Raw genomic sequence first — 18,348 nt, 5'->3', positions numbered from 1 at the left:
CCGCGGGGGGCGGGGGCGGGCGGCCCGAAGCGCGGGCCGCCCGCGGGGGGGCGGGCCCGGCGGGCGCGGTTGCTGCCCGGCGTCGAACCCGCCGCCGCCGCGCCGCCGACGCCCGGCGTCGCGCTGATCGGCGGCGGCCCGGGTGATCCGGATCTGATCACGGTGCGCGGGCGGCGGCTGCTGGCGCAGGCGAATCTCGTTGTGGCCGACCGGCTCGCGCCCCCGGAACTGCTCGCCGAACTCGGCCCCGACGTCGAGGTGGTCGACGCCGCGAAGATCCCGTACGGCCGCGCGATGGCCCAGGAGGCCATCAACACCACCCTCGTCGAGGGCGCCAAGTCCGGCAAGTTCGTGGTGCGGCTCAAGGGCGGCGACCCGTATGTGTTCGGCCGCGGCTACGAGGAATTGGAAGCCTGCGTGGCGGCCGGGGTGCCGGTCACCGTGGTTCCCGGCGTCACCAGCGCGATCTCCGTACCGGCATTGGCCGGTATCCCGGTGACCCACCGCGGCGTCACCCACGAATTCGTGGTGGTCAGCGGGCACATCGCCCCGGATCATCCGGATTCGCTGGTCGATTGGCCCGCGCTGGCCCGGTTGCGCGGCACCCTGGTGCTGCTGATGGCGGTGGAGCGCATCGAGCAGTTCGCCGACGCGCTGCTGGCGGGCGGCCGTCCCGCCGACACCCCGGTCACCGTCGTGCAGGAGGGCAGCCTGCGCACGCAGCGCGTCCTGCGCGCCGACCTCGCCACCGCCGCCGAACGGGTTCGCGCCGAAGGCATTCGCCCACCGGCCATCATCGTGATCGGCCCGACGGCGGGCTTCACGGCCGGTGTTCCGGATGCGGTCGCGGCCTCGTCGTGAGGTCCTACTGGTCAGTAGGGGTGCGCGCGGCAAGGGCGTGCACGGGCGGGGTTGGGGCGTCGAGTATCCGTTACAGTGACTCACTGTGCTCGATAACCCCGCCTCGACGACGAGATATCCGGTGACGACGCGGGCCTTCGGGTTGCCGATTCTGGTACTCAGCGGTCTGAACCTGATGGTGATCCTCGACGGCACCATCGTCATTCTGGCGCTGCCGCGACTCCAGGAGCAGATGGGCCTGTCGAGCGGCGGCAGCGCCTGGACGGTGACCGCCTACGGCTTGACCTTCGCGGGCCTGATGCTGCTCGGCGGTCGGCTCGGTGATCTGTTCGGCCGCAAACGTGTCCTGGTGATCGGCGTCGTGATCTTCACGCTGGCCTCGCTGGCGTGCGGGCTGGCGCAGGACGAGGTCATGCTGATCGTGTCCCGCGCGGTGCAGGGTCTCGGCGGCGCCATCGCCGCGCCCTCGGCCATGGCATTGGTCGTCAGCACGTACGCGCCCGGCCCGGTGCGCAACCAGGCCATCGCGATCTTCGGGTCGATGCAGGCGATCGGATCGGTCGGCGGTCTGGTGATCGGCGGCGCGCTGACCCAGCTGGATTGGCGGCTGGTGTTCCTGATCAATGTCCCGATCGGCGTGCTCATCGTGGTCGGCGCGCTGTTCGTGCTGCGGGATACGACGCATCAGCGTCTGGCACTGGATGTTCCGGGATCGGTGCTGGGCACCGCGGCGTGCGTCGCGGTCGTGTTCGGCGCCACCGAGGGCCCCGCGCTGGGCTGGGGCAGCCCGGTGATCCTCGGGTCCCTGCTCGGCGGCGTGGGGCTGCTGGTGGCGTTCGTCTTCGTCGAGCGGACCGCGGAGAATCCGGTGCTGCCGCTGTCGCTGTTCCGCGACCGTGATCGCGCGGCCACCTTCCTGGCGCTGCTGCTCGGCTCGGGCGTGCTGGCCGGGATGACCTACTTCGTCGCGCAGTTCCTGCAGAACGTCATCGGATACAGCCCGCTGGTCGCGGGTCTGGCGTCGATCCCGTTCACGCTCGGCGCGGGCGTGGGCACGGCGGTCGCTTCCAAGGCGGCCATGGCCGTCCGGCCGCGCTGGCTGCTGCTGACGTCGGCGATCGTGCTGGCGGCGGCCGGTGTCTACGGTTCGACCCTGGACGGCGGGGTGGAGTACGCGCCGACCTTGCTGATCCTGTTGCTGGGCGCGGGATTCGGTGTCGGTGTCGTGATCGTCGTGGCGCCGCTGTGCCTGCTGGTGGGCGTGCCCACGTCGGAGGTGGGCCCGCTGTCGGCCATCGGGCAGATGATCTTCAACCTGGGCACGCCGCTCGCCATCGGCATTCTGAGCCCGATCGCCGCCTCGCGCTCGTTGTCGCTGGGCGGCCGGACCGGCCGGGCCGCGAATATGACCGACGCCGAGATTTCCGCGCTGAGCAGCGGTTACACCCTGGTGCTGCTCGTGTGCGGCATCGGCGCGGCGCTGGTCGGCGTGATCGCGCTGACCCTGCGCTACACGCCGCAGCAGCTCGCCCAGGCACAGCACGCGCAAGAGGAAGCGCAGCAGTCCGGGACGTAGCGGATTACGCGGGCACCTCGGTAACCGCGATCGCCGGTTCCGTCAAACTCCCCAGGTACAGCGTGCCGTCGCGTTCGGCGACGCCGGTGACCATCGCGTACTCGTCGCCCGCGCGTTGCAGGTCGTGCACCAGGGCGCCGGTGAAGTCGAAGGCCTGCACCCAGGCCGTGCGGGCGGGTTTCGGCTGTAGTCCCGCCGGGATCGCCCATACCGCCTTTCGGAGGAACCCGGGGAGCGGAAGCAACTTGTCCAGCAACGGATTTCGCGGCGACACCAGCGTGACCCAGACCAGCCCGTCGCTGCCGAGGCCCATGTTGTCGGGGAAACCGGGCAGGTTCTGGACCAACTCGTCGGTGGTGCCCGCCTGCTCACCGGTCAGCCGGTAGCGGGTCACCCGGTAGGCGGCCGTCTCGGCGACCAGAACGCAGGAACCGTCGGGGGCCAGCACCACGCCGTTGGCGAATTGCAGTCCGTCGAGCAGGGTTTCGACCTGCCCGTCGGGGGTGCGCCGCAGCAGCCGACCGGTTCCGGAGTGCTCGAAGAAGTCGCCCGTGTAGTTGTCGAGAGAGTAGCGCCGGGTCGACGCGGAGAAGTAGATCGTGCCGTCGTCGGCCGCGACGACATTGCTGGCGAAGGCGAGCGGCTGCCCGTCCACCTCGTCGACGAGTACCTCGAGCTGCCCGTGGGGTTTGTCCAGCCGCAGCAGCCCGCGTTCGGAGTCGCAGATCAGCAGCGTGCCGTCCGCTCCGGCGTGCAGGCCGAGTGGGCGTCCGCCCGTGTGGGCGATCTGCTCGACCGTGCCGTCCGTCGGGTCGACGGCCAGGATCGCGCCGTCGCCGATACCGGTGAGCACCCGGCCGTCCGAGGCCAGCACGACGTCCTCCGGCCCGGAGCCCGGTAGCGGCAGCACTCGCAGCGCGGGCATCGGTGGGACGCTGTGGGTTTCACGGGCACGCGGCGTCGCCGGTGGCGGGGTCCACCGTTCGGGCTGGAGGGGCATAGGCAAAAAGGTACTCGGTTCGCCGAACCCCCATCCCCCGCTTCCGGCGTCGCGTGGCAGCCTCCGCTCCTGGCTCACCCGCCGACGTGCTGATCGGCCAGCGCCAGGGCACCGTCGAGAATCGACAGGCCCTCCTTCGCCTCCGCCTCGCTGATCGTGCACGGCGGGACCACGTGCAGCCGGTTGAAGTTGACGAACAGCAGTAGTCCGGCCGCGCGGCAGGCCGCCACGACCTCGGCCATGGCCGGGCTGGTGCCGCCGTAAGGGGCCAGCGGCTCGCGAGTTCCGCGGTCGCGCACCAGTTCCACAGCCCAGAACACGCCCAGTCCGCGTACCTCGCCGATGCTCGGATGGCGTTCGGCGAGATCGCGCAGACCCGGACCGAGCACGCGTTCCCCGATCCGGGCGGCGTTGTCTACGATGCCCTCCTCGGCCATGGCGGTGATGGTCGCGACCGCGGCGGCCGTCGCCAGCGGATGCCCGGAGTAGGTCAGCCCGCCCGGATAGACCCGGTCGTCGAAGGTGGCGGCGATCCGCGGGCTCAGCGCCACCCCGCCCAGCGGCACGTACCCGGAGTTCACGCCCTTGGCGAAGGTCATCAGGTCGGGGACGACGCCGAAGTGGTCGAGGGCGAACCACCGCCCGGTGCGACCGAACCCGGACATCACCTCGTCGGCGATGAAGACGATCCCGTGCCGATCGCACAACTCGCGCACGCCGGCCAGGTAACCGGGCGGCGGCACCATGATTCCCGCTGTGCCCGGCACCGATTCGAGCACGACGGCCGCGATGGTGTCCGGTCCCTCCATGGCGATGGTCTGCCCGAGATGGGCCAGCGCCCGCTGCGATTCCTCGGCCTCGTCGCGGGCGTAGAACTGCGACCGGTACAGGAACGGCCCGAAGAAGTGCACCACGCCGCTGCTGCCGCGATCGTTGGGCCAGCGCCGCGGATCACCGGTGAGATTGACCGCGGTCTCGGTGCCGCCGTGGTAGGAACGGTAGCGCGACAACACCTTCGGGCGCCCGGTGTGCAGACGCGCCATCCGCACGGCATGCTCGATCGCGTCGGCGCCGCCATTGGTGAACAAGACGCGGTCCAGCTCGCCGGGTGTGCGCTCGGCGATCAGCCGGGCGGCCTCGGACCGGGCGGCGTTGGCGTGGTGCGGTGCGATCGTGCACAGCTTGGCGGCCTGTTCCTGCACGGCCGCAACGACTTTCGGGTGCTGGTGGCCGATGTTGGTGTTCACCATCTGCGAGGAGAAGTCCAGCAGCCGGGTGCCGTCGCCGTCCCACACGTAGCTGCCCTGCGCGGCGGTGATCGTGAGCGGCGACAGCGTCCGCTGCGCCGACCACGAGTGGAACACGTGGCGGCGGTCCAGCTCGTAGGCGCGGTCCGCCTCGGCGCGGGCGGCGTCGAGGCTCAGGCCGTTGGGCAGTGTCATGCCGTGCCTCCGTCAATCGTTCTGGGGGAAACCGAGATTCAGCCCGCCGTGGCTGGGGTCGAGCCAGCGGGTGGTGACCGCCTTGGTCCGGGTGTAGAAGTGCACGCCGTCGATGCCGTGCGCGTGCGAGTCGCCGAACAGCGACGACTTCCACCCGCCGAAACTGTAGTAGGCCATCGGAACCGGGATCGGCACATTGATGCCGACCATGCCCACCTCCACCTCGGTGTGGAAGCGCCGCGCCGCGCCGCCGTCGTTGGTGAAGATGGCGGTGCCGTTGCCGTAGGGATTGGCGTTGATCAGCGCCAGCGCCTCCTCGTAGCTGGTGGCCCGCACCACCGACAGCACCGGGCCGAAGATCTCGTCGGTGTACACGCTCATCTCGGGACGCACGTGGTCGAGAATCGTCGGGCCGAGCCAGAATCCGTCGGCCGCGCCGTCCGGCTCGACGCCGCGCCCGTCGAGCACCACGCGCGCGCCCTCGGCCTCGCCCTTCGCCACGTATCCGGCGACCCGGTCGCGGTGTTCGCGGGTCACCAGCGGACCCATGTCGGTGCCGCGCGTGCCGTCACCGGTGCGGATAGTGCTGGCGCGCTCGGTGATTCGGGACACCAGGGCGTCGGCGACCTCGCCCACCGCCACCACCACGCTGATCGCCATGCAGCGCTCGCCCGCCGAGCCGAAGCCGGCGTTGACGGCGGCGTCCGCGGCGAGATCCAGGTCCGCGTCCGGCAGCACGACCATGTGGTTCTTGGCTCCGCCCAGGGCCTGTACCCGCTTACCGGCGGCGGTGCCGCGCTCGTACACGTACCGGGCGATCGGGGTGGAGCCGACGAACGACACCGCCTTGATATCCGGGTCGTCCAGCAGCCCGTCGACGGCGGCCTTGGCGCCCTGCACCACGTTGAACACCCCGTCCGGCAGCCCGGCCTCGGTCCACAGCCGCGCCAGCCACAGTGACGCCGACGGATCCTTCTCGCTCGGCTTGAGCACCACCGTGTTCCCCGCCGCGATCGCGACCGGGAAGAACCACATCGGCACCATCGCGGGGAAATTGAACGGGGAGATGACCGCCACCGGGCCCAGTGGCTGCCGGATCGAGAAGATGTCCACCTTGGTGGAGGCGTTCTCGGTGAAGCCACCCTTGAGCAGATGCGGTATGCCACAGGCGAACTCGACCACCTCGAGTCCCCGCGTGACCTCCCCGAGCGCGTCCGAGGTGACCTTGCCGTGCTCGGCGGTGATCAGCGCGGCCAGTTCCTCGCGGCGCTCGTTGAGCAGCTCGCGGAACCGGAACAGGATCTGCGTGCGCCGGGTCAGCGAGGTGTCCCGCCAGCCCGGAAACGCTGCCGCCGCGGCCGCTACCGCCACCCGCACGTCGGCGGCATCGGCGAGGGCGACCCGCCCGGTGACGACACCGGTGGCCGGGTTGGTCACCGGCGCGGTCGCCGGGCTCGTGCCGTCGAACGGCTTGCCGTCGATCCAGTGGGCGATGGTTTGCATGACGCTCCTCGAGTTCCGTCTCCGGCCGCCGGATTCTCGCTCCGTGACCGACATCGTCGTGCCCTCGCACCGTACGGCCACGGCGGGCAGGCCGCGACGCGTTCGTGGCGATCGCCTTCCCTGCAAAGGCGCTTGCAGCGCCGCGTGGTGTGTCGGCCGGGCGTGGTTGCCGCTTGCTCGTGCCTGGTGCGGGTGTTGTTCGGCCCATGGGCAGTGCGGGGACGCCGTTGTCCCTGGCATTACTCTCCCTTCCGCATGGCGGTCTGGCATCCGGCGATATGTCGGATCCTCGGTCGAATGATTTACGATTCGTCGGTGCTTCCGACCGTCGCTGACATCCTCGACATGCCGGTGGTGCGTGCCGGTCGGCCGGAGGTGATCGGTGGGCGTACCGCGCTGCATCGCCCGGTGCGGTGGGTGCATGTGAGTGAGCTGGCGGAGGTGGCGGGGCTGCTGGCCGGGCGGGAGCTGGTGCTCACCACCGGGCAGCCGCTGGCCGAGGGTGCGGATTCCGCTGTGGCGTACTTGGAATCGCTTGCGGCAGCGGGAGTCTCGGGGCTAGTCGTAGAACTCGGCGGCACGGTCGGGGAACTGGCGCCGCCGGTCGCCGCCACCGCCGACCGGCTGGAGCTGCCGGTGATCGCGCTGCATCGGGTCACCCGCTTCGTCGAGGTCACCGAGGCGGTGCACCGGGTGATCGTGGCCGACCAGTACGCCGAGCTGGAGTTCGCGCATTCGGTGCACGAGACCTTCACCGCGCTGAGCGTGCGCCGCGCATCGCTCGCGGAGATCGTGAATACCGCCGCCGACCTGCTGGATGCCTCGGTGGTCCTGGAGGATCTGGCGCATCGGGTACTGGCCTCGAGCGCCCGGCACGGCACCACCGCGGCACTGCTCGATGACTGGGAGACCACCTCTCGCCTGCTCGCCGAGGACTGGACCGTCGTTCCTGTCGGTCCGCACACGCAGCGCTGGGGCCGGCTCATCCTGCACTCCCGGCACACCTCGCCCACGCGGGCCCGCCTGGTCCTCGAGCGCGCCGCGCAGACCCTCGCCCTGCATCGGATGATCGAGCGGGACCGCTTCGGACTGCATCGGCAGGCGCAGACCGGACTCCTCGAGGACATGGTCAGCGGCCGGCTCGGTGACGAACGCGAGGCGGTGGCACGCGCCGCGGCGCTCGGGCTGGCCCGTCGCGCCCGCTACGTTCCGGTCGCCATCCGCAGTGCGGCGCTTGCCGAATCGGACCCCGTCGCGCGGCAGCGGCGCGGCGCCGCGCTGCTGGAAGCGGTCGGGCACGGGCTGGGTCTCACCAAGGCGACCGCGCTGGCGACCGCCGACGACCAGCAGGTGACGCTCGTGCTGGCCGTCGGCCGTACCGCCGACCTCGACGCGCGCCTGGCGGAAGTGTGCACCGCGGTGACCGCGGAGGTTCGCCGGGTCGAGGGTGTGCGGCGCGTGGCCGCCGGAGTCGGCGCGGGCTCCGAGTCGCTCCTGGACGCCGCCCGCGAACTGGCCCACGCCGGACACGTCGCCGAGGTGGCGCTGTCGCTGCGCCCGGCCGTGCCGCGGGCGTTCTACCGGGCCGGCGACGTCCGGCTGCGCGGACTGCTGTCGCTGCTCCGCCACGAACCCGGCGTGCAGAACTTCGCCGAGACCGAACTCGGCGCCCTGCTCCGGCACGACCTCCGCCACCGCGGCGACCTCACCCCGCTCCTACGGCAATTCCTCGACCTGGCAGGCAACAAGACCGAACTGGCCCGCCGCACGAACATCAGCCGCCCCACCCTCTACGACCGCCTCGCCCGCATAGAACGCATCCTCGGTGTCGACCTGGACGACGGCGAGGCGCGCACCTCCCTCCACGCCGCCCTCCTCATCCGCGATCTGGTCACCCACACCGACGGAACGTGAAGCCCCGGCGAAACACGGGGCAGCGGAAATCGGGCACGCCAACTCCGGGACGCCCCGACCAAGCGCTTGCTACGCTCGCTCGATGATCCCCACGATCGTCTGGGGCACGGGCAATGTCGGCCGTGCCGCCGTGCGGGCGGTGACCGCCCATCCGGCCCTCGAGCTGTGCGGTGTGCTCGTCCACAACCCCGACAAGGCCGGGCGCGACGCCGGTGACCTCGCGGGCCTCGACCGCCCGCTGGGCATCGCGGCCACCCTCGACATCGATGCGGCGCTGGCGACGCGGCCGGGCGCGGTGGTCTACGCCGCCTCCGGCGATATCCGTCCCGACGACGCCCTCGCCGACATCGTCCGGGCCATTCGCGCGGGCGCCGTGGTTGTGACCCCCGCGCTGTACGCGTTCTACGACCACCGCAGCGCCCCGCCGGAAGCACGTGAGCAGGTGCTGGCCGCCATCGCGGACGGCGGCGGCTCGCTGTTCGTCTCCGGCGTCGACCCGGGCTGGGGCAATGATGTGCTGCCGCTGCTGGTCGCGGGCCTGGGCAGTGAGGTCGAGACGATTCGCTGCCAGGAGATCTTCGACTACACCACCTACGACCAGCCCGACTCGGTCCGCTATCTGGTCGGCATGGGCCAGCCCATGGACTACCAGCCCCCGATGCTGGCGCCGGGCGTGCCGACCATGGTGTGGGGCGGGCAGATTCGCCTGCTCGCCCGCGCGCTGGGCGCCGAACTCGACGAGATCCGCGAGACCCTGGACCGCCGTCCGCTGGAGTCGACCGTGCACACCGAGCGCATGGGCGCGTTCGAGGCGGGCACCCAGGGCGCGGTGCGGTTCGAGGTGCAGGGCCTCGTCGGCGGCGCACCGCGCCTGATCATCGAGCACGTCACCCGCATCCACCCGGCCTGCGCGCCGGACTGGCCCACACCCCCGAGCGGCGACGGCGCCCACCGGGTGATCGTGGCGGGCCGTCCGCGCATCGAGGTGACCGTCGAGGCCACCGACGAGGACGGCAACCGCTCGGCAGGCGGCAATGCCACCGCCGTCGGCCGCCTGGTCGGCGCGATCGACTGGCTCGCCGCCGCCGAACCCGGACTGTACGACGCGCTCGACGTGCCGCTGCGCCCGGCGGCGGGGCTGCTCGGAAGGAGACACCCGTGATCATCGACGTGCCCGAGGGCCGCGACCCCATCGAATACGTGTGGGGCGAGCTGGTGCCCGGAATCGGCCCGGCTGCTTCGCAATTCGCGCTGGCCGTCTATTCGCACAGCACGCTGGGACTGCGCGAGTTCGAGGCCGCCCGGCTGCGCATCGCCCAGCTCAACGGCTGCCTGTTCTGCCAGGACTGGCGTACCGAGCGCGACGGCGTGCGGGTCGAACCGGAGTTCGCCGACGCCGTCACCGACTGGCGCACAACAGATCTGTTCGACGAACGCACCAGACTCGCCGCCGAGTACGCCGAACGCTACGCCCTCGACCACCACAACCTCGACGACGAGTTCTGGTCGCGCATGCTGTCCCACTACACCCAGCGCGAGGCCGTCGAACTCACCATGTGCCTGGGCTCGTGGCTCGGTTTCGGCCGCCTCAACCACGTGTTCGGCCTGGACGCGGTGTGCGTGCTGCCGAGTCACCTGAACCGCGGTCAGTTGTAGGACTCCGCGATGCCGTCGAGCAGATGCTCGAGGGTGTCGTAGGCGGGGGTGTCCACCACGTCGACCACATTGTCCGCCACCGGAACCTGATGGTCGGCAACGACTTTCGCGAACTGTGCGCCGTCGTTGGGCCGGAATCCGTGCTCGGCGGCCAGGCGCTGCAACTCGGGATCGGTCGACAGCAGGCGGCCGATGCGGTCACCGTCGGACGTCAGCGGGACCAGGGTGTGCCGGGACAGTACCGTGGGCGACGGATACAGCAGTGTCATATCCGGCTGCAGGCGGCCCTGTACTCCCGCCTCCACGTACTGCGCCTCGTAACTCCACACCATCGGTGTGGGACCCATTCCCCCCGAAAGGTATTCGCCGAACGGGCCCTCGCTGGAGCTGTCGGTGAAGCCCTGCCGCGTGAACAGCCGCGACACCTTGGACACCACGAATTCCTCGGCGGTGCGCCCGCGCACGATCGAGTTGTCGTTGGCGACGTAGGCCGCCGCGGCCAGGTACATCGCCGCCGAATTGGAGGTGCGCGGGTCGGTGGTGGAGATCAGCAGGCTCTTGCGCACCGGGTATTCGGTATTGCCCGGCAACTGATCCCACTGCGTGCCGCGCTGCGTGAGGTCCAGGTAGCGGTTCATGTCGAAGGTGGGCACCGGTCCGGGCCGCACCACCCCGGCGCGGGTCAGCAGGTCGGCGATCGGCCGGAAGGTCGCGATCGTCATCGGAGAGGAGAAGGGGGTGTATTGGGCGGTCGTATTGCGCTGGCGCAGAATGCGTTCCGCCGCGGGCACGCTCGACGGGAACGCGAAGTCGTAGTTGCCGAGGTTTACCGTGGTGGCGATCTGACGGGACCCGGCTCGGTCCACCTCGACCCGTAGGCCGTTGCGAGCCAGCACATCGACGACATGCGGATCGGTGAAGAACGCCGCCTTCTCCGAACCCACCACGCCACTCACCGTCGTCAGCGACGTGGTGGCGGCGACCGGAGCGTCGGTGGACGAACCGCCGAGCCCCACCGCGGCCGCGACGGCCACCACGACCGCCAGCGCACCGACCGGCAGCGCCAGGCGCCGACCGGTCCACGGCGGCGGCAGCAGAGTTCGCACGCCGGACCGGCCGCTCTCCGTGGCGGGCGACTCGCCCGGCTGTGAAAGCTCTGCGGCCGCAGCGGTTTCCGCCGAGACCTCGGGCGGGTTCTCCAGATCGCGCCGAGCCATGCGTTCCACCAGAATCGGCACGAAATCCCGCACCGAGGTCCCGTCGAACCGGCTTCTGGCCGCGCCCACCGCACTTTCCACTCGTTCCTGGGAATGGCTGCCGGTGTAGGTTTCGACCAGACGATTCGTCAGCTCGCGCAGCGCTTTTTCTTCACGGGCGGCCTTGTCTTCAGGGGCGGAACGGACACCCACGCCAAGCTCCTCGGCATCGCAGCGAAATATGCGCGGTTCGCGCGGCACCGACCTTACGTGATGAATCCGGACATTCCCAAGCGCGACAATAGCTTTCGGGCCATTCGAATTCATGCCCTGCGCAGTTTCTTTCGAATTCGATCGCAGGACACCGAGAATTAACTCAGGTGAGTACGAGAAGTTCGGCGGACGACGCGATTTCGACGCGCAGCCCCGCCTTCTCGGCGACCCGGGCCAGGCCCCGGATATCGGCGGGTTCGCCGCGCGCGCATACCAGCGCCCGCGCCAGCAGACCCTTGTGATGCTTGTTGAAATGGCTGACCACCGTGCGGGTGCCGTCCGGGCGCTCGGTGAGCACGGTCGCGGTGACCGCGCCGGGGATGCGGCCCAGCTGCTGATAGGTGCCCGAGCGCAGGTCCACCACCAGCTGCCCGGCGGTCTCCGCGCGCAGCGCCGGGGCCAGCACCGGCTTCCACAGCGATGAGAGTGTGGGCAGCCCAGGCAATTTCGAGCCGCCCGACAGTCGATACGCGGGAATCGGGTCGGTGGCGCGCACCACCCCGAACAGCGCCGACCCGATCGCCAGCCGCGCCTCGGCCTTCGCGCGCTGTGCCTTGGTGAACGACCGGGCGTCGAGCGCGTCGTAGAGGACGCCGGTGTAGCGCTCCAGCGCCGGGTGGGTGGCGGAGGTGCGCAGGGCGGCATTGCGGGCGATCTCGGCTTCGGCGCCCTTGCCGAGCGCCAGCGCCTTGCGCGCCGCCCCGGGATCCGCCGACAGTTCCACCAATTCGGTGACCAGCTTGTCGCGTACCGCGGTGAGCTGCGGCAACGACAGCGCGTCGAGGTCCAGCGGACCGAGCGCGCCACCGTCGGACTTGGTTTCGGAGGGAGGCAGGATCACCAGCACGAGCGGAAACGGTACCGGCTACGCTGTGCACCCGTGATCACCCGCCTCTCCCACCTGTTCCTGCGCACCCTGCGCGACGATCCCGCCGACGCCGAGGTGCCCAGCCACAAGCTGCTGGTCCGCGCCGGGTACGTCCGCCGCATCGCGCCGGGCGTCTACTCCTGGCTGCCGCTGGGTCTGAAGGTGCTGCGCAAGGTCGAGAACGTGGTGCGCGAGGAGATGAACGCCCTCGGCGCCCAGGAGATCTCGCTGCCGGCGCTGCTGCCGCGCGAACCCTACGAGACCACCAACCGGTGGACCGAGTACGGCGACGGCCTGTTCCGGTTGCAGGACCGCAAGCAGGCGGACTACCTGCTCGGCCCCACCCACGAGGAACTCTTCGCGCTCACCGTGAAGGGTGAGTACAACTCGTACAAGGATCTGCCGGTCACCCTCTACCAGATCCAGACCAAGTACCGCGACGAGGAGCGGCCGCGGGCCGGCATCCTGCGCGGGCGCGAGTTCGTCATGAAGGACTCGTACTCCTTCGATCTGGACGAGGCGGGGCTGGCGGCCAGCTATCAGGCGCACCGCGACGCCTATCGGCGCATCTTCGAGCGGCTCGGGGTCGACTATGTGATCGTCGCGGCGACGTCGGGCGCCATGGGCGGCAGCGCGTCGGAGGAGTTCCTGGCCGACAGCGCGGTCGGCGAGGACACCTACGTCGTATGCCGCGAATCCGGGTACGCCGCCAATGTCGAGGCCGTGGTCACGCCCGCGCCGCCGGAGATCCCGATCGAGGGACAGCCCGCGGCCGAAATACACGACACACCGGGCACACCCACCATCGCCACACTCGTCGAGTGGGCGAACTCCGCGGGAATCGGTGAGCGGCTGGGCCGTCCGGTGACCGCCGCCGACACCCTCAAGAACGTGATGGTGAAGCTGCGCCACCCCGATGGCAAGACCGAGATCCTCGGTATCGGTGTCCCGGGCGACCGCGAGGTCGACGACAAGCGACTGGGCGCGGCGCTCGAGCCCGCCGAGGTGGACCTGCTCGGCGAGGCGGACTTCGCGGCGAACCCGTTCCTGGTCAAGGGTTATATCGGCCCGAAGGCGCTGCACGCCAATGGGGTTCGTTACCTGGTCGATCCGCGAGTGGTGTCCGGCACGTCCTGGATCACCGGCGCCGACGCTCCCGGCAGGCACGTGGTGGGACTGGTCGTCGGGCGCGACTTCACGCCCGACGGCACGATCGAGGCCGCCGAGGTCCGCGACGGCGATCCGTCACCGGACGGGCAGGGCGTGCTGCGCGCCGCGCGCGGCATCGAGATCGGCCATATCTTCCAGCTCGGCTACAAGTACACCGACGCGTTCGAGGTCGACGTGCTCGGTGAGAACGGCAAGCCGGTGCGCCTGGTCATGGGCTCCTACGGCATCGGCGTCTCGCGCATGGTCGCGGTGCTCGCCGAACAGCTGCACGACGAGAAGGGCCTGCGCTGGCCGCGCGAGGTCGCGCCGTTCCAGGTGCACGTCGTCATCGCCAACAAGGACGAGGGCGCTCGCGCGGGCGCCGAACAGGTCGCCGCCGAACTCGACGCCGCGGGCCTGGAAGTCCTGCTCGACGACCGCACCGCCTCCCCGGGCGTGAAGTTCAAGGATGCCGAACTCCTCGGCATGCCCCTGGTCCTGGTCGTCGGCCGCGGCTGGGCCGACGGCAAGGTCGAACTCCGCGACCGCTTCGCCGGAACCGCCGCGGAGTTCCCCGCCGCCGACGCGGTGCCCGCGGTCCTGGCCTTGGCGCGCGCCTAGGGCTTGCCGGGGAAGGCTGTCGTGGGCGGGTTCGTGCCCAGGATGGTCTGCCAGGTGGTGAGGCGGAGGGCGCATTCGGTGAGGGCGTCGGCGCCGGTGCGGCGGATGTCGGGGGAGCCGGCGCGTTCCACCACCGATCGCCAGGCGACTGCCGTGTCGGATTCCACGGTGACCGCCAGCTTCGCGGCGGGGATCGGATCGTTCACGGGGAACGGGGGCGGATAGGCCGCCGCGGGAGCCGGGACGGTCGCGCCGAGCGACTTCAAGATGTCCGCGGTCGCGTCGCGCCGCGCACGATGGGCCGCGGTGAATTCGGCGACCACCTGATTGCGCTCCGCCGCGGCATAGGCGGCGATCACCCCGTAGGCGTACACCGCCGCGTACTCGGCACTCAGCGCGTCGGTGAGCGCCTGCTGATCCTGACCACTCATGCCACGTCCTCCGTGCTCACGTTGCGCCGCACTGTGCGACCACGACCACTCGAGCCGCACGCTCCGGTTACCTTGCGCTGCCTCCGGTCCGGACGGTTCATGCGAGCAGCACCCCCGTGTGCGTGGCGCAGCAGGCGCCGATGGACGCCAGTAGCCCGGCGCGATAACCGGATTGGCTCACCGCCAGGTCGGCGGCCGAGCGCTGGGAGCGGGCGAGCTGCTCACGCAGGGCCGCGACGGTCGGGGGCGGGACGGGCGCGGGCGGCGGCGGCACCGCCGGGCTGGCCGACTTCGGTTTGGTGCCGTCGCCGTACACCCCGATCGCCCGGTCGATCTCGGCGCGCAACGCGTCCGCGTGCTCGGTGCGCTGGGCGGCGATCACCGTCAGCGCGGCCGTGCGTTCGGGCGCCACGGTCACCGCCGCCTGTGCCCACACCGCGTCGGTCCGCGCCGATTGTTCCTGTGCCACAAGCACATCCGGTTGCAGCGGCGCGTCCTCGGCGCAGGCCGCGGCGCCGAGTGCGGCCGTGGCGAGAGCGCCGCCGCCCGCCATCCGCAACATCGAACGACGGTTCAACGCAAGGGGGTTCATCGCTGAGGTGTGGGTGCTCGGCACGCCTACATCGTGCCAGCCATTGTCGCGACCGAATTGCCGAGGGCCGCCGACACGCCCCGGGCGGTCGGCACGCCACGGATACCTGCGCGAAACTCGAGAAGGTTGGCTGGTCCTTTACACTCTTGCAGCGCGTTACGCTGGAACTGCGGCGGAGAATTTCGCCGCCGATGCGCGCTGACCATGCTCGACCAGGACCTATACCGACAACTCCACCGCGACACAACTGAACCAGGAGCCGCTCCACATGCCGATGCCGACCGAGGAAAGGGTGAGCCAGCTCGTAGCTGGACCCGTCGAGCGCCGAGGATTCGACCTCGAGGGCGTGTCGATCGTGGCCACCGGTCAGGCGCGGGTGACGGTGACCGTGGACGGCGACGAGGCCCTCGACCTGGACACCGTCGCGGAATTGAGTTCGGAGATCTCCGAGCTGCTCGACACGGCCGGCGATTTCGGTGAGACCCCGTATCTGCTGGAGGTCACCTCGCCCGGCGTCGACCGCCCGCTCACCGCGCCCCGCCATTGGCGCCGTGCCCGCGGCCGCAAGGTGCGGGTGACCATGCGCCCGGGTGTGCCGGGCCCGGAGAACGAGAACAGATTCGACGCGCGGGTGGGCGCGTCCACCGATTCCGAGGTGGCGCTGGTACTCGGCGGAAAACGAAAACCGCATCGCGTCACCGTGCCCCTCGCGGATATCGCCGAGGCCGTCGTCCAGGTGGAATTCTCCGCCCCCGGCGCGGCGGAACTGGAATTGGCGGGAGGAGTGGTGCCGGGTCGTCCCGAACCGGGCACTGGGACAGAAGACCAGGGAGCACTCCACTCAGTAGCGTCGACCGAAGGGATCGTGGAATGAACATCGAAATCGAAGCCCTGCGAGCGATCGTCGCCGACAAGGGGATCTCGATGGAGACGGTGATCTCCGCGATCGAGTCCGCGCTGCTGACCGCGTACCGGCACACCGAGGGCCATCAGCCCAACGCCCGCATCGACATCAACCAGAAGACGGGCGTGGTGCGCGTGCTGGCCCGCGAGGTCGACGCCGACGGCAACACCATCTCCGAATGGGACGACACCCCTGAGGGTTTCGGCCGCATCGCCGCGACCACCGCCCGCCAGGTGGTGCTGCAGCGGCTGCGCGATGCCGAGAACGAGAAGTCGTTCGGCGAGTTCTCCACTCACGAGGGCGACATCGTCGGCGGCGTGGTGCAGCGCGACGCCCGCATGAACGCCCGCGGCACCATCGTGGTGCGCATCGGCAGCGAGGCGACCGGCGCGGAGGGCCTGATCCCGCCCGCCGAGCAGGTTCCCGGCGAGACCTACGAGCACGGTGACCGCATCAAGTGCTACGTCTACGCCGTGTCGCGCGGCCCGCGCGGTCCGCAGATCAACCTCTCGCGCTCGCATCCGAATCTGGTGCGCCGGTTGTTCGCCCTGGAGGTGCCCGAGATCGCCGACGGTTCGGTGGAGATCGTCGCGGTGGCCCGCGAGGCCGGGCACCGCTCCAAGATCGCGGTGCGCACCAATGTCCCCGGCGTCAACGCCAAGGGCGCCTGCATCGGCCCGATGGGCCAGCGCGTGCGCAACGTGATGAGCGAGCTGGCGGGGGAGAAGATCGACATCATCGACTACGCCGACGATCCGGCCACCTTCGTCGGGAATGCGTTGAGCCCCTCGAAGGTTGTGTCCGTGGCGATCGTGGACCCGGAGGCGCGTGCGGCGCGCGTTGTGGTCCCCGACTTCCAGCTCTCGCTGGCGATCGGCAAGGAAGGTCAGAACGCCCGCCTGGCGGCCCGCCTCACCGGCTGGCGCATCGACATCCGCAGCGACGCCGCACCCGACGTGACGGGCTCGGTCCGGACGGAGGCGCCGCACAGCTGAGACCCGGCGCCGACGGGCCGGAACGGCCTGTCAGCAGCCGGAACGGCGGAGCGGGATGACAGGTTGGTAACTAACCAGAGGGCTGGATGCGGGGTTCGGGACATGGCAGCGGTAGAGTGGACGCAGGCTCAGCACGAGTCTCCGGTTTCCACGCGCACCGCGCGGATCGAGGGTCCACCCTCGGGTCCCGTTCGGACGTGTGTGGGCTGCCGGAAGCGCGAGCTGGCCGCCGATCTGTTGCGGGTCGTGGCGCTGTCGTCCGACGAGGGCGGTGTTGCGGTCGTTCCCGATCCGCGGCACGGACTTCCCGGACGGGGTGCCTGGTTGCACCCCGCTTCGGCTTGTCTGAGCGCAGCAGTTCGGCGCCGAGCGTTCGGCAGAGCGCTAAGAGTGTCCGGAAAACTGGATATCTCAGCCCTGGAGCACTACGTGGAGAACAGGCACGAGCACTCATGAGCACACCGTGAAGTACCAACGATGATCGGCCATCGAAGATAATCGGAGGTCGTGCGGACTTCCGTCTCCGGACGGACTGTCACGCTCGACCTCTCAGTGAGGAGAGCAGTGGCAGGCAAGGCCCGCGTGCACGAGTTGGCAAAAGAACTCGGTGTCACGAGCAAAGAACTACTCGCAACGCTGAAAGAGCAGGGCGAGTTCGTGAAGTCGGCGTCGTCGACGGTGGAGGCACCCGTCGCGCGCCGGCTGCGGGAGTCGTTCTCGACGAAATCAGCCCCGGCGAACGGCAGTGCGAAGTCGGGCGCCCGGCCCGGCCCCGGTCAGACCGCGCGTTCGGGCGGCAAGCCCGGACCCGGCGCCCCCGGTCCGCGTCCCGGACCGCGTAGCAATACGCCCAGCCCGGCGCAGCAATCGGCCCCTGCCGCGGCCGCGCAGCAGTCCGCTCCGGCGGCCCGCTCCGAGGCTCCGGCGCCCGCGTCGGCTCCGTCGCAGGAGGCCCGGCCCGGTCCGGCGGTGAAGCCCGGCCCGGCTCCGGCGCCCGGTCCCAAGCCCGGCGCCGCGCGCCCGGCCGCTCCGGCCCCGGCGGCCGCGCAGCAGTCCGCTCCGGCGCCCGCGCCGCAGCAGGGTTCGCGTCCGGCTCCGGGCGGTGGCCCGCGTCCCGGTCAGCCGAAGAGTGGCGCTCCGGCACAGCCGGGTCAGCGTTCCGGTCCCAAGCCCGGCCCGAAGACACCGCGCGTCGGCAACAACCCGTTCACCTCCGCGCCCGAGCGGCCCGCGCCGCGTCCGGCTCCGGGTGGCGGCCCGCGTCCGGGTCCGTCGCAGGGCGGTCCCCGGCCGACGCCGGGCAACGCGCCGCGTCCGGCCCCGCAGGGCGGTCAGCGACCGTCCGGCCCGCGGCCGAGCCCCGGCTC

General features: G+C 70.7%; 17 protein-coding genes. 10 read left to right on the top strand and 7 right to left on the bottom strand.

Features of this window, described 5'->3' with window-relative positions; genetic code table 11:
* Window positions 1-861: uroporphyrinogen-III C-methyltransferase (cobA, locus tag QH470_RS17930; protein ID WP_280273527.1), on the top strand; the 861-nt coding region annotated here is incomplete at its 5' end.
* 85 nt (window positions 862-946) lie between these two features.
* Window positions 947-2,437, top strand: a complete 1,491-nt coding sequence (locus QH470_RS17925) for an MFS transporter (protein WP_280273526.1) — start codon at window positions 947-949, stop codon at window positions 2,435-2,437.
* 4 nt (window positions 2,438-2,441) lie between these two features.
* Here QH470_RS17925 and QH470_RS17920 read toward each other — a convergent pair whose 3' ends face one another.
* From QH470_RS17920 to QH470_RS17910, 3 genes are all read right to left on the bottom strand, one after another.
* A complete protein-coding gene (locus tag QH470_RS17920) occupies window positions 2,442-3,362 on the bottom strand; it encodes an SMP-30/gluconolactonase/LRE family protein (protein ID WP_280273525.1) in 921 nt (306 codons plus the stop codon).
* A 149-nt stretch (window positions 3,363-3,511) separates the two neighbouring features.
* Complete coding sequence (locus tag QH470_RS17915) at window positions 3,512-4,879, bottom strand: aspartate aminotransferase family protein (protein WP_280273524.1); 1,368 nt, start codon at window positions 4,877-4,879, stop codon at window positions 3,512-3,514.
* A 12-nt stretch (window positions 4,880-4,891) separates the two neighbouring features.
* On the bottom strand, window positions 4,892-6,382 hold the full coding sequence (locus QH470_RS17910; RefSeq protein WP_280273523.1) for a CoA-acylating methylmalonate-semialdehyde dehydrogenase: 1,491 nt from the start codon (window positions 6,380-6,382) through the stop codon (window positions 4,892-4,894).
* Between the two features lie 345 nt (window positions 6,383-6,727).
* Between QH470_RS17910 and QH470_RS17905 the strand changes: the two genes are divergently transcribed.
* From QH470_RS17905 to QH470_RS17895, 3 genes are all read left to right on the top strand, one after another.
* Window positions 6,728-8,296, top strand: a complete 1,569-nt coding sequence (locus QH470_RS17905; protein WP_425302695.1) for a PucR family transcriptional regulator — start codon at window positions 6,728-6,730, stop codon at window positions 8,294-8,296.
* A gap of 82 nt (window positions 8,297-8,378) precedes the next feature.
* Complete coding sequence (locus QH470_RS17900; protein ID WP_280273521.1) at window positions 8,379-9,458, top strand: NAD(P)H-dependent amine dehydrogenase family protein; 1,080 nt, start codon at window positions 8,379-8,381, stop codon at window positions 9,456-9,458.
* Window positions 9,455-9,952, top strand: a complete 498-nt coding sequence (locus QH470_RS17895; RefSeq protein ID WP_280273520.1) for a carboxymuconolactone decarboxylase family protein — start codon at window positions 9,455-9,457, stop codon at window positions 9,950-9,952. The genes QH470_RS17900 and QH470_RS17895 overlap by 4 nt, the downstream gene beginning before the upstream one ends.
* Here QH470_RS17895 and QH470_RS17890 read toward each other — a convergent pair.
* Window positions 9,943-11,361 carry a three-helix bundle dimerization domain-containing protein gene (locus tag QH470_RS17890; protein ID WP_280273519.1) on the bottom strand — a complete coding sequence of 473 codons (1,419 nt, stop codon included), beginning with the start codon at window positions 11,359-11,361 and terminating at the stop codon, window positions 9,943-9,945. The two genes, QH470_RS17895 and QH470_RS17890, sit on opposite strands and share 10 nt — an antisense overlap.
* Before the next feature lie 163 nt (window positions 11,362-11,524).
* Window positions 11,525-12,268: a peroxide stress protein YaaA gene (gene yaaA, locus QH470_RS17885; protein WP_280273518.1), complete on the bottom strand. Its 744-nt coding sequence runs from the start codon at window positions 12,266-12,268 to the stop codon at window positions 11,525-11,527.
* Between the two features lie 33 nt (window positions 12,269-12,301).
* Between yaaA and QH470_RS17880 the strand changes: the two genes are divergently transcribed.
* Window positions 12,302-14,059, top strand: coding sequence for a proline--tRNA ligase (locus tag QH470_RS17880; RefSeq protein ID WP_280273517.1), 1,758 nt, complete (start codon window positions 12,302-12,304; stop codon window positions 14,057-14,059).
* Here QH470_RS17880 and QH470_RS17875 read toward each other — a convergent pair.
* Both QH470_RS17875 and QH470_RS17870 read right to left on the bottom strand, forming a co-directional pair.
* A complete protein-coding gene (locus QH470_RS17875) occupies window positions 14,056-14,490 on the bottom strand; it encodes a ferritin-like domain-containing protein (protein ID WP_280273516.1) in 435 nt (144 codons plus the stop codon). The genes QH470_RS17880 and QH470_RS17875 overlap by 4 nt on opposite strands.
* Before the next feature lie 97 nt (window positions 14,491-14,587).
* Window positions 14,588-15,052: a hypothetical protein gene (locus QH470_RS17870; RefSeq protein WP_280273515.1), complete on the bottom strand. Its 465-nt coding sequence runs from the start codon at window positions 15,050-15,052 to the stop codon at window positions 14,588-14,590.
* A 298-nt stretch (window positions 15,053-15,350) separates the two neighbouring features.
* On the opposite strand from QH470_RS17870, the gene rimP reads away from it, so the two are divergent.
* The 4 genes from rimP to QH470_RS17850 form a co-directional block, all read left to right on the top strand.
* A complete protein-coding gene (rimP, locus tag QH470_RS17865) occupies window positions 15,351-15,956 on the top strand; it encodes a ribosome maturation factor RimP (RefSeq protein ID WP_280273514.1) in 606 nt (201 codons plus the stop codon).
* Entirely contained in the window at window positions 15,953-16,981 is a 1,029-nt protein-coding gene (nusA, locus tag QH470_RS17860; RefSeq protein ID WP_280273513.1) for a transcription termination factor NusA, read from the top strand. The genes rimP and nusA overlap by 4 nt, the downstream gene beginning before the upstream one ends.
* 102 nt (window positions 16,982-17,083) lie before the next feature.
* Window positions 17,084-17,437: a YlxR family protein gene (locus tag QH470_RS17855; RefSeq protein WP_280273512.1), complete on the top strand. Its 354-nt coding sequence runs from the start codon at window positions 17,084-17,086 to the stop codon at window positions 17,435-17,437.
* 108 nt (window positions 17,438-17,545) lie between these two features.
* Window positions 17,546-18,348: translation initiation factor IF-2 N-terminal domain-containing protein (locus QH470_RS17850; protein ID WP_280273511.1), on the top strand; the 803-nt coding region annotated here is incomplete at its 3' end.

This window comes from Nocardia wallacei (assembly GCF_029868745.1).
In the GTDB taxonomy this organism is placed as follows: Bacteria; Actinomycetota; Actinomycetes; order Mycobacteriales; family Mycobacteriaceae; genus Nocardia; species Nocardia wallacei_B.
The sequence above is the reverse complement of the archived record's forward strand: the minus strand, read 5'-3'. Positions and strand labels throughout refer to the sequence as shown.

Coding starts and splice junctions, on each gene's coding strand:
- QH470_RS17910 (WP_280273523.1), bottom strand. CDS start 6,382: ATGCAAACCATCGCCCACTGGATCGACGGCAAGCCGTTCGACGGCACG.
- QH470_RS17870 (WP_280273515.1), bottom strand. CDS start 15,052: ATGTTGCGGATGGCGGGCGGCGGCGCTCTCGCCACGGCCGCACTCGGC.
- QH470_RS17900 (WP_280273521.1), top strand. CDS start 8,379: ATGATCCCCACGATCGTCTGGGGCACGGGCAATGTCGGCCGTGCCGCC.
- QH470_RS17920 (WP_280273525.1), bottom strand. CDS start 3,362: ATGCCCGCGCTGCGAGTGCTGCCGCTACCGGGCTCCGGGCCGGAGGAC.
- QH470_RS17915 (WP_280273524.1), bottom strand. CDS start 4,879: ATGACACTGCCCAACGGCCTGAGCCTCGACGCCGCCCGCGCCGAGGCG.
- QH470_RS17855 (WP_280273512.1), top strand. CDS start 17,084: ATGGCAGCGGTAGAGTGGACGCAGGCTCAGCACGAGTCTCCGGTTTCC.
- nusA (WP_280273513.1), top strand. CDS start 15,953: ATGAACATCGAAATCGAAGCCCTGCGAGCGATCGTCGCCGACAAGGGG.
- QH470_RS17905 (WP_425302695.1), top strand. CDS start 6,728: ATGCCGGTGGTGCGTGCCGGTCGGCCGGAGGTGATCGGTGGGCGTACC.
- QH470_RS17875 (WP_280273516.1), bottom strand. CDS start 14,490: ATGAGTGGTCAGGATCAGCAGGCGCTCACCGACGCGCTGAGTGCCGAG.
- rimP (WP_280273514.1), top strand. CDS start 15,351: ATGCCGATGCCGACCGAGGAAAGGGTGAGCCAGCTCGTAGCTGGACCC.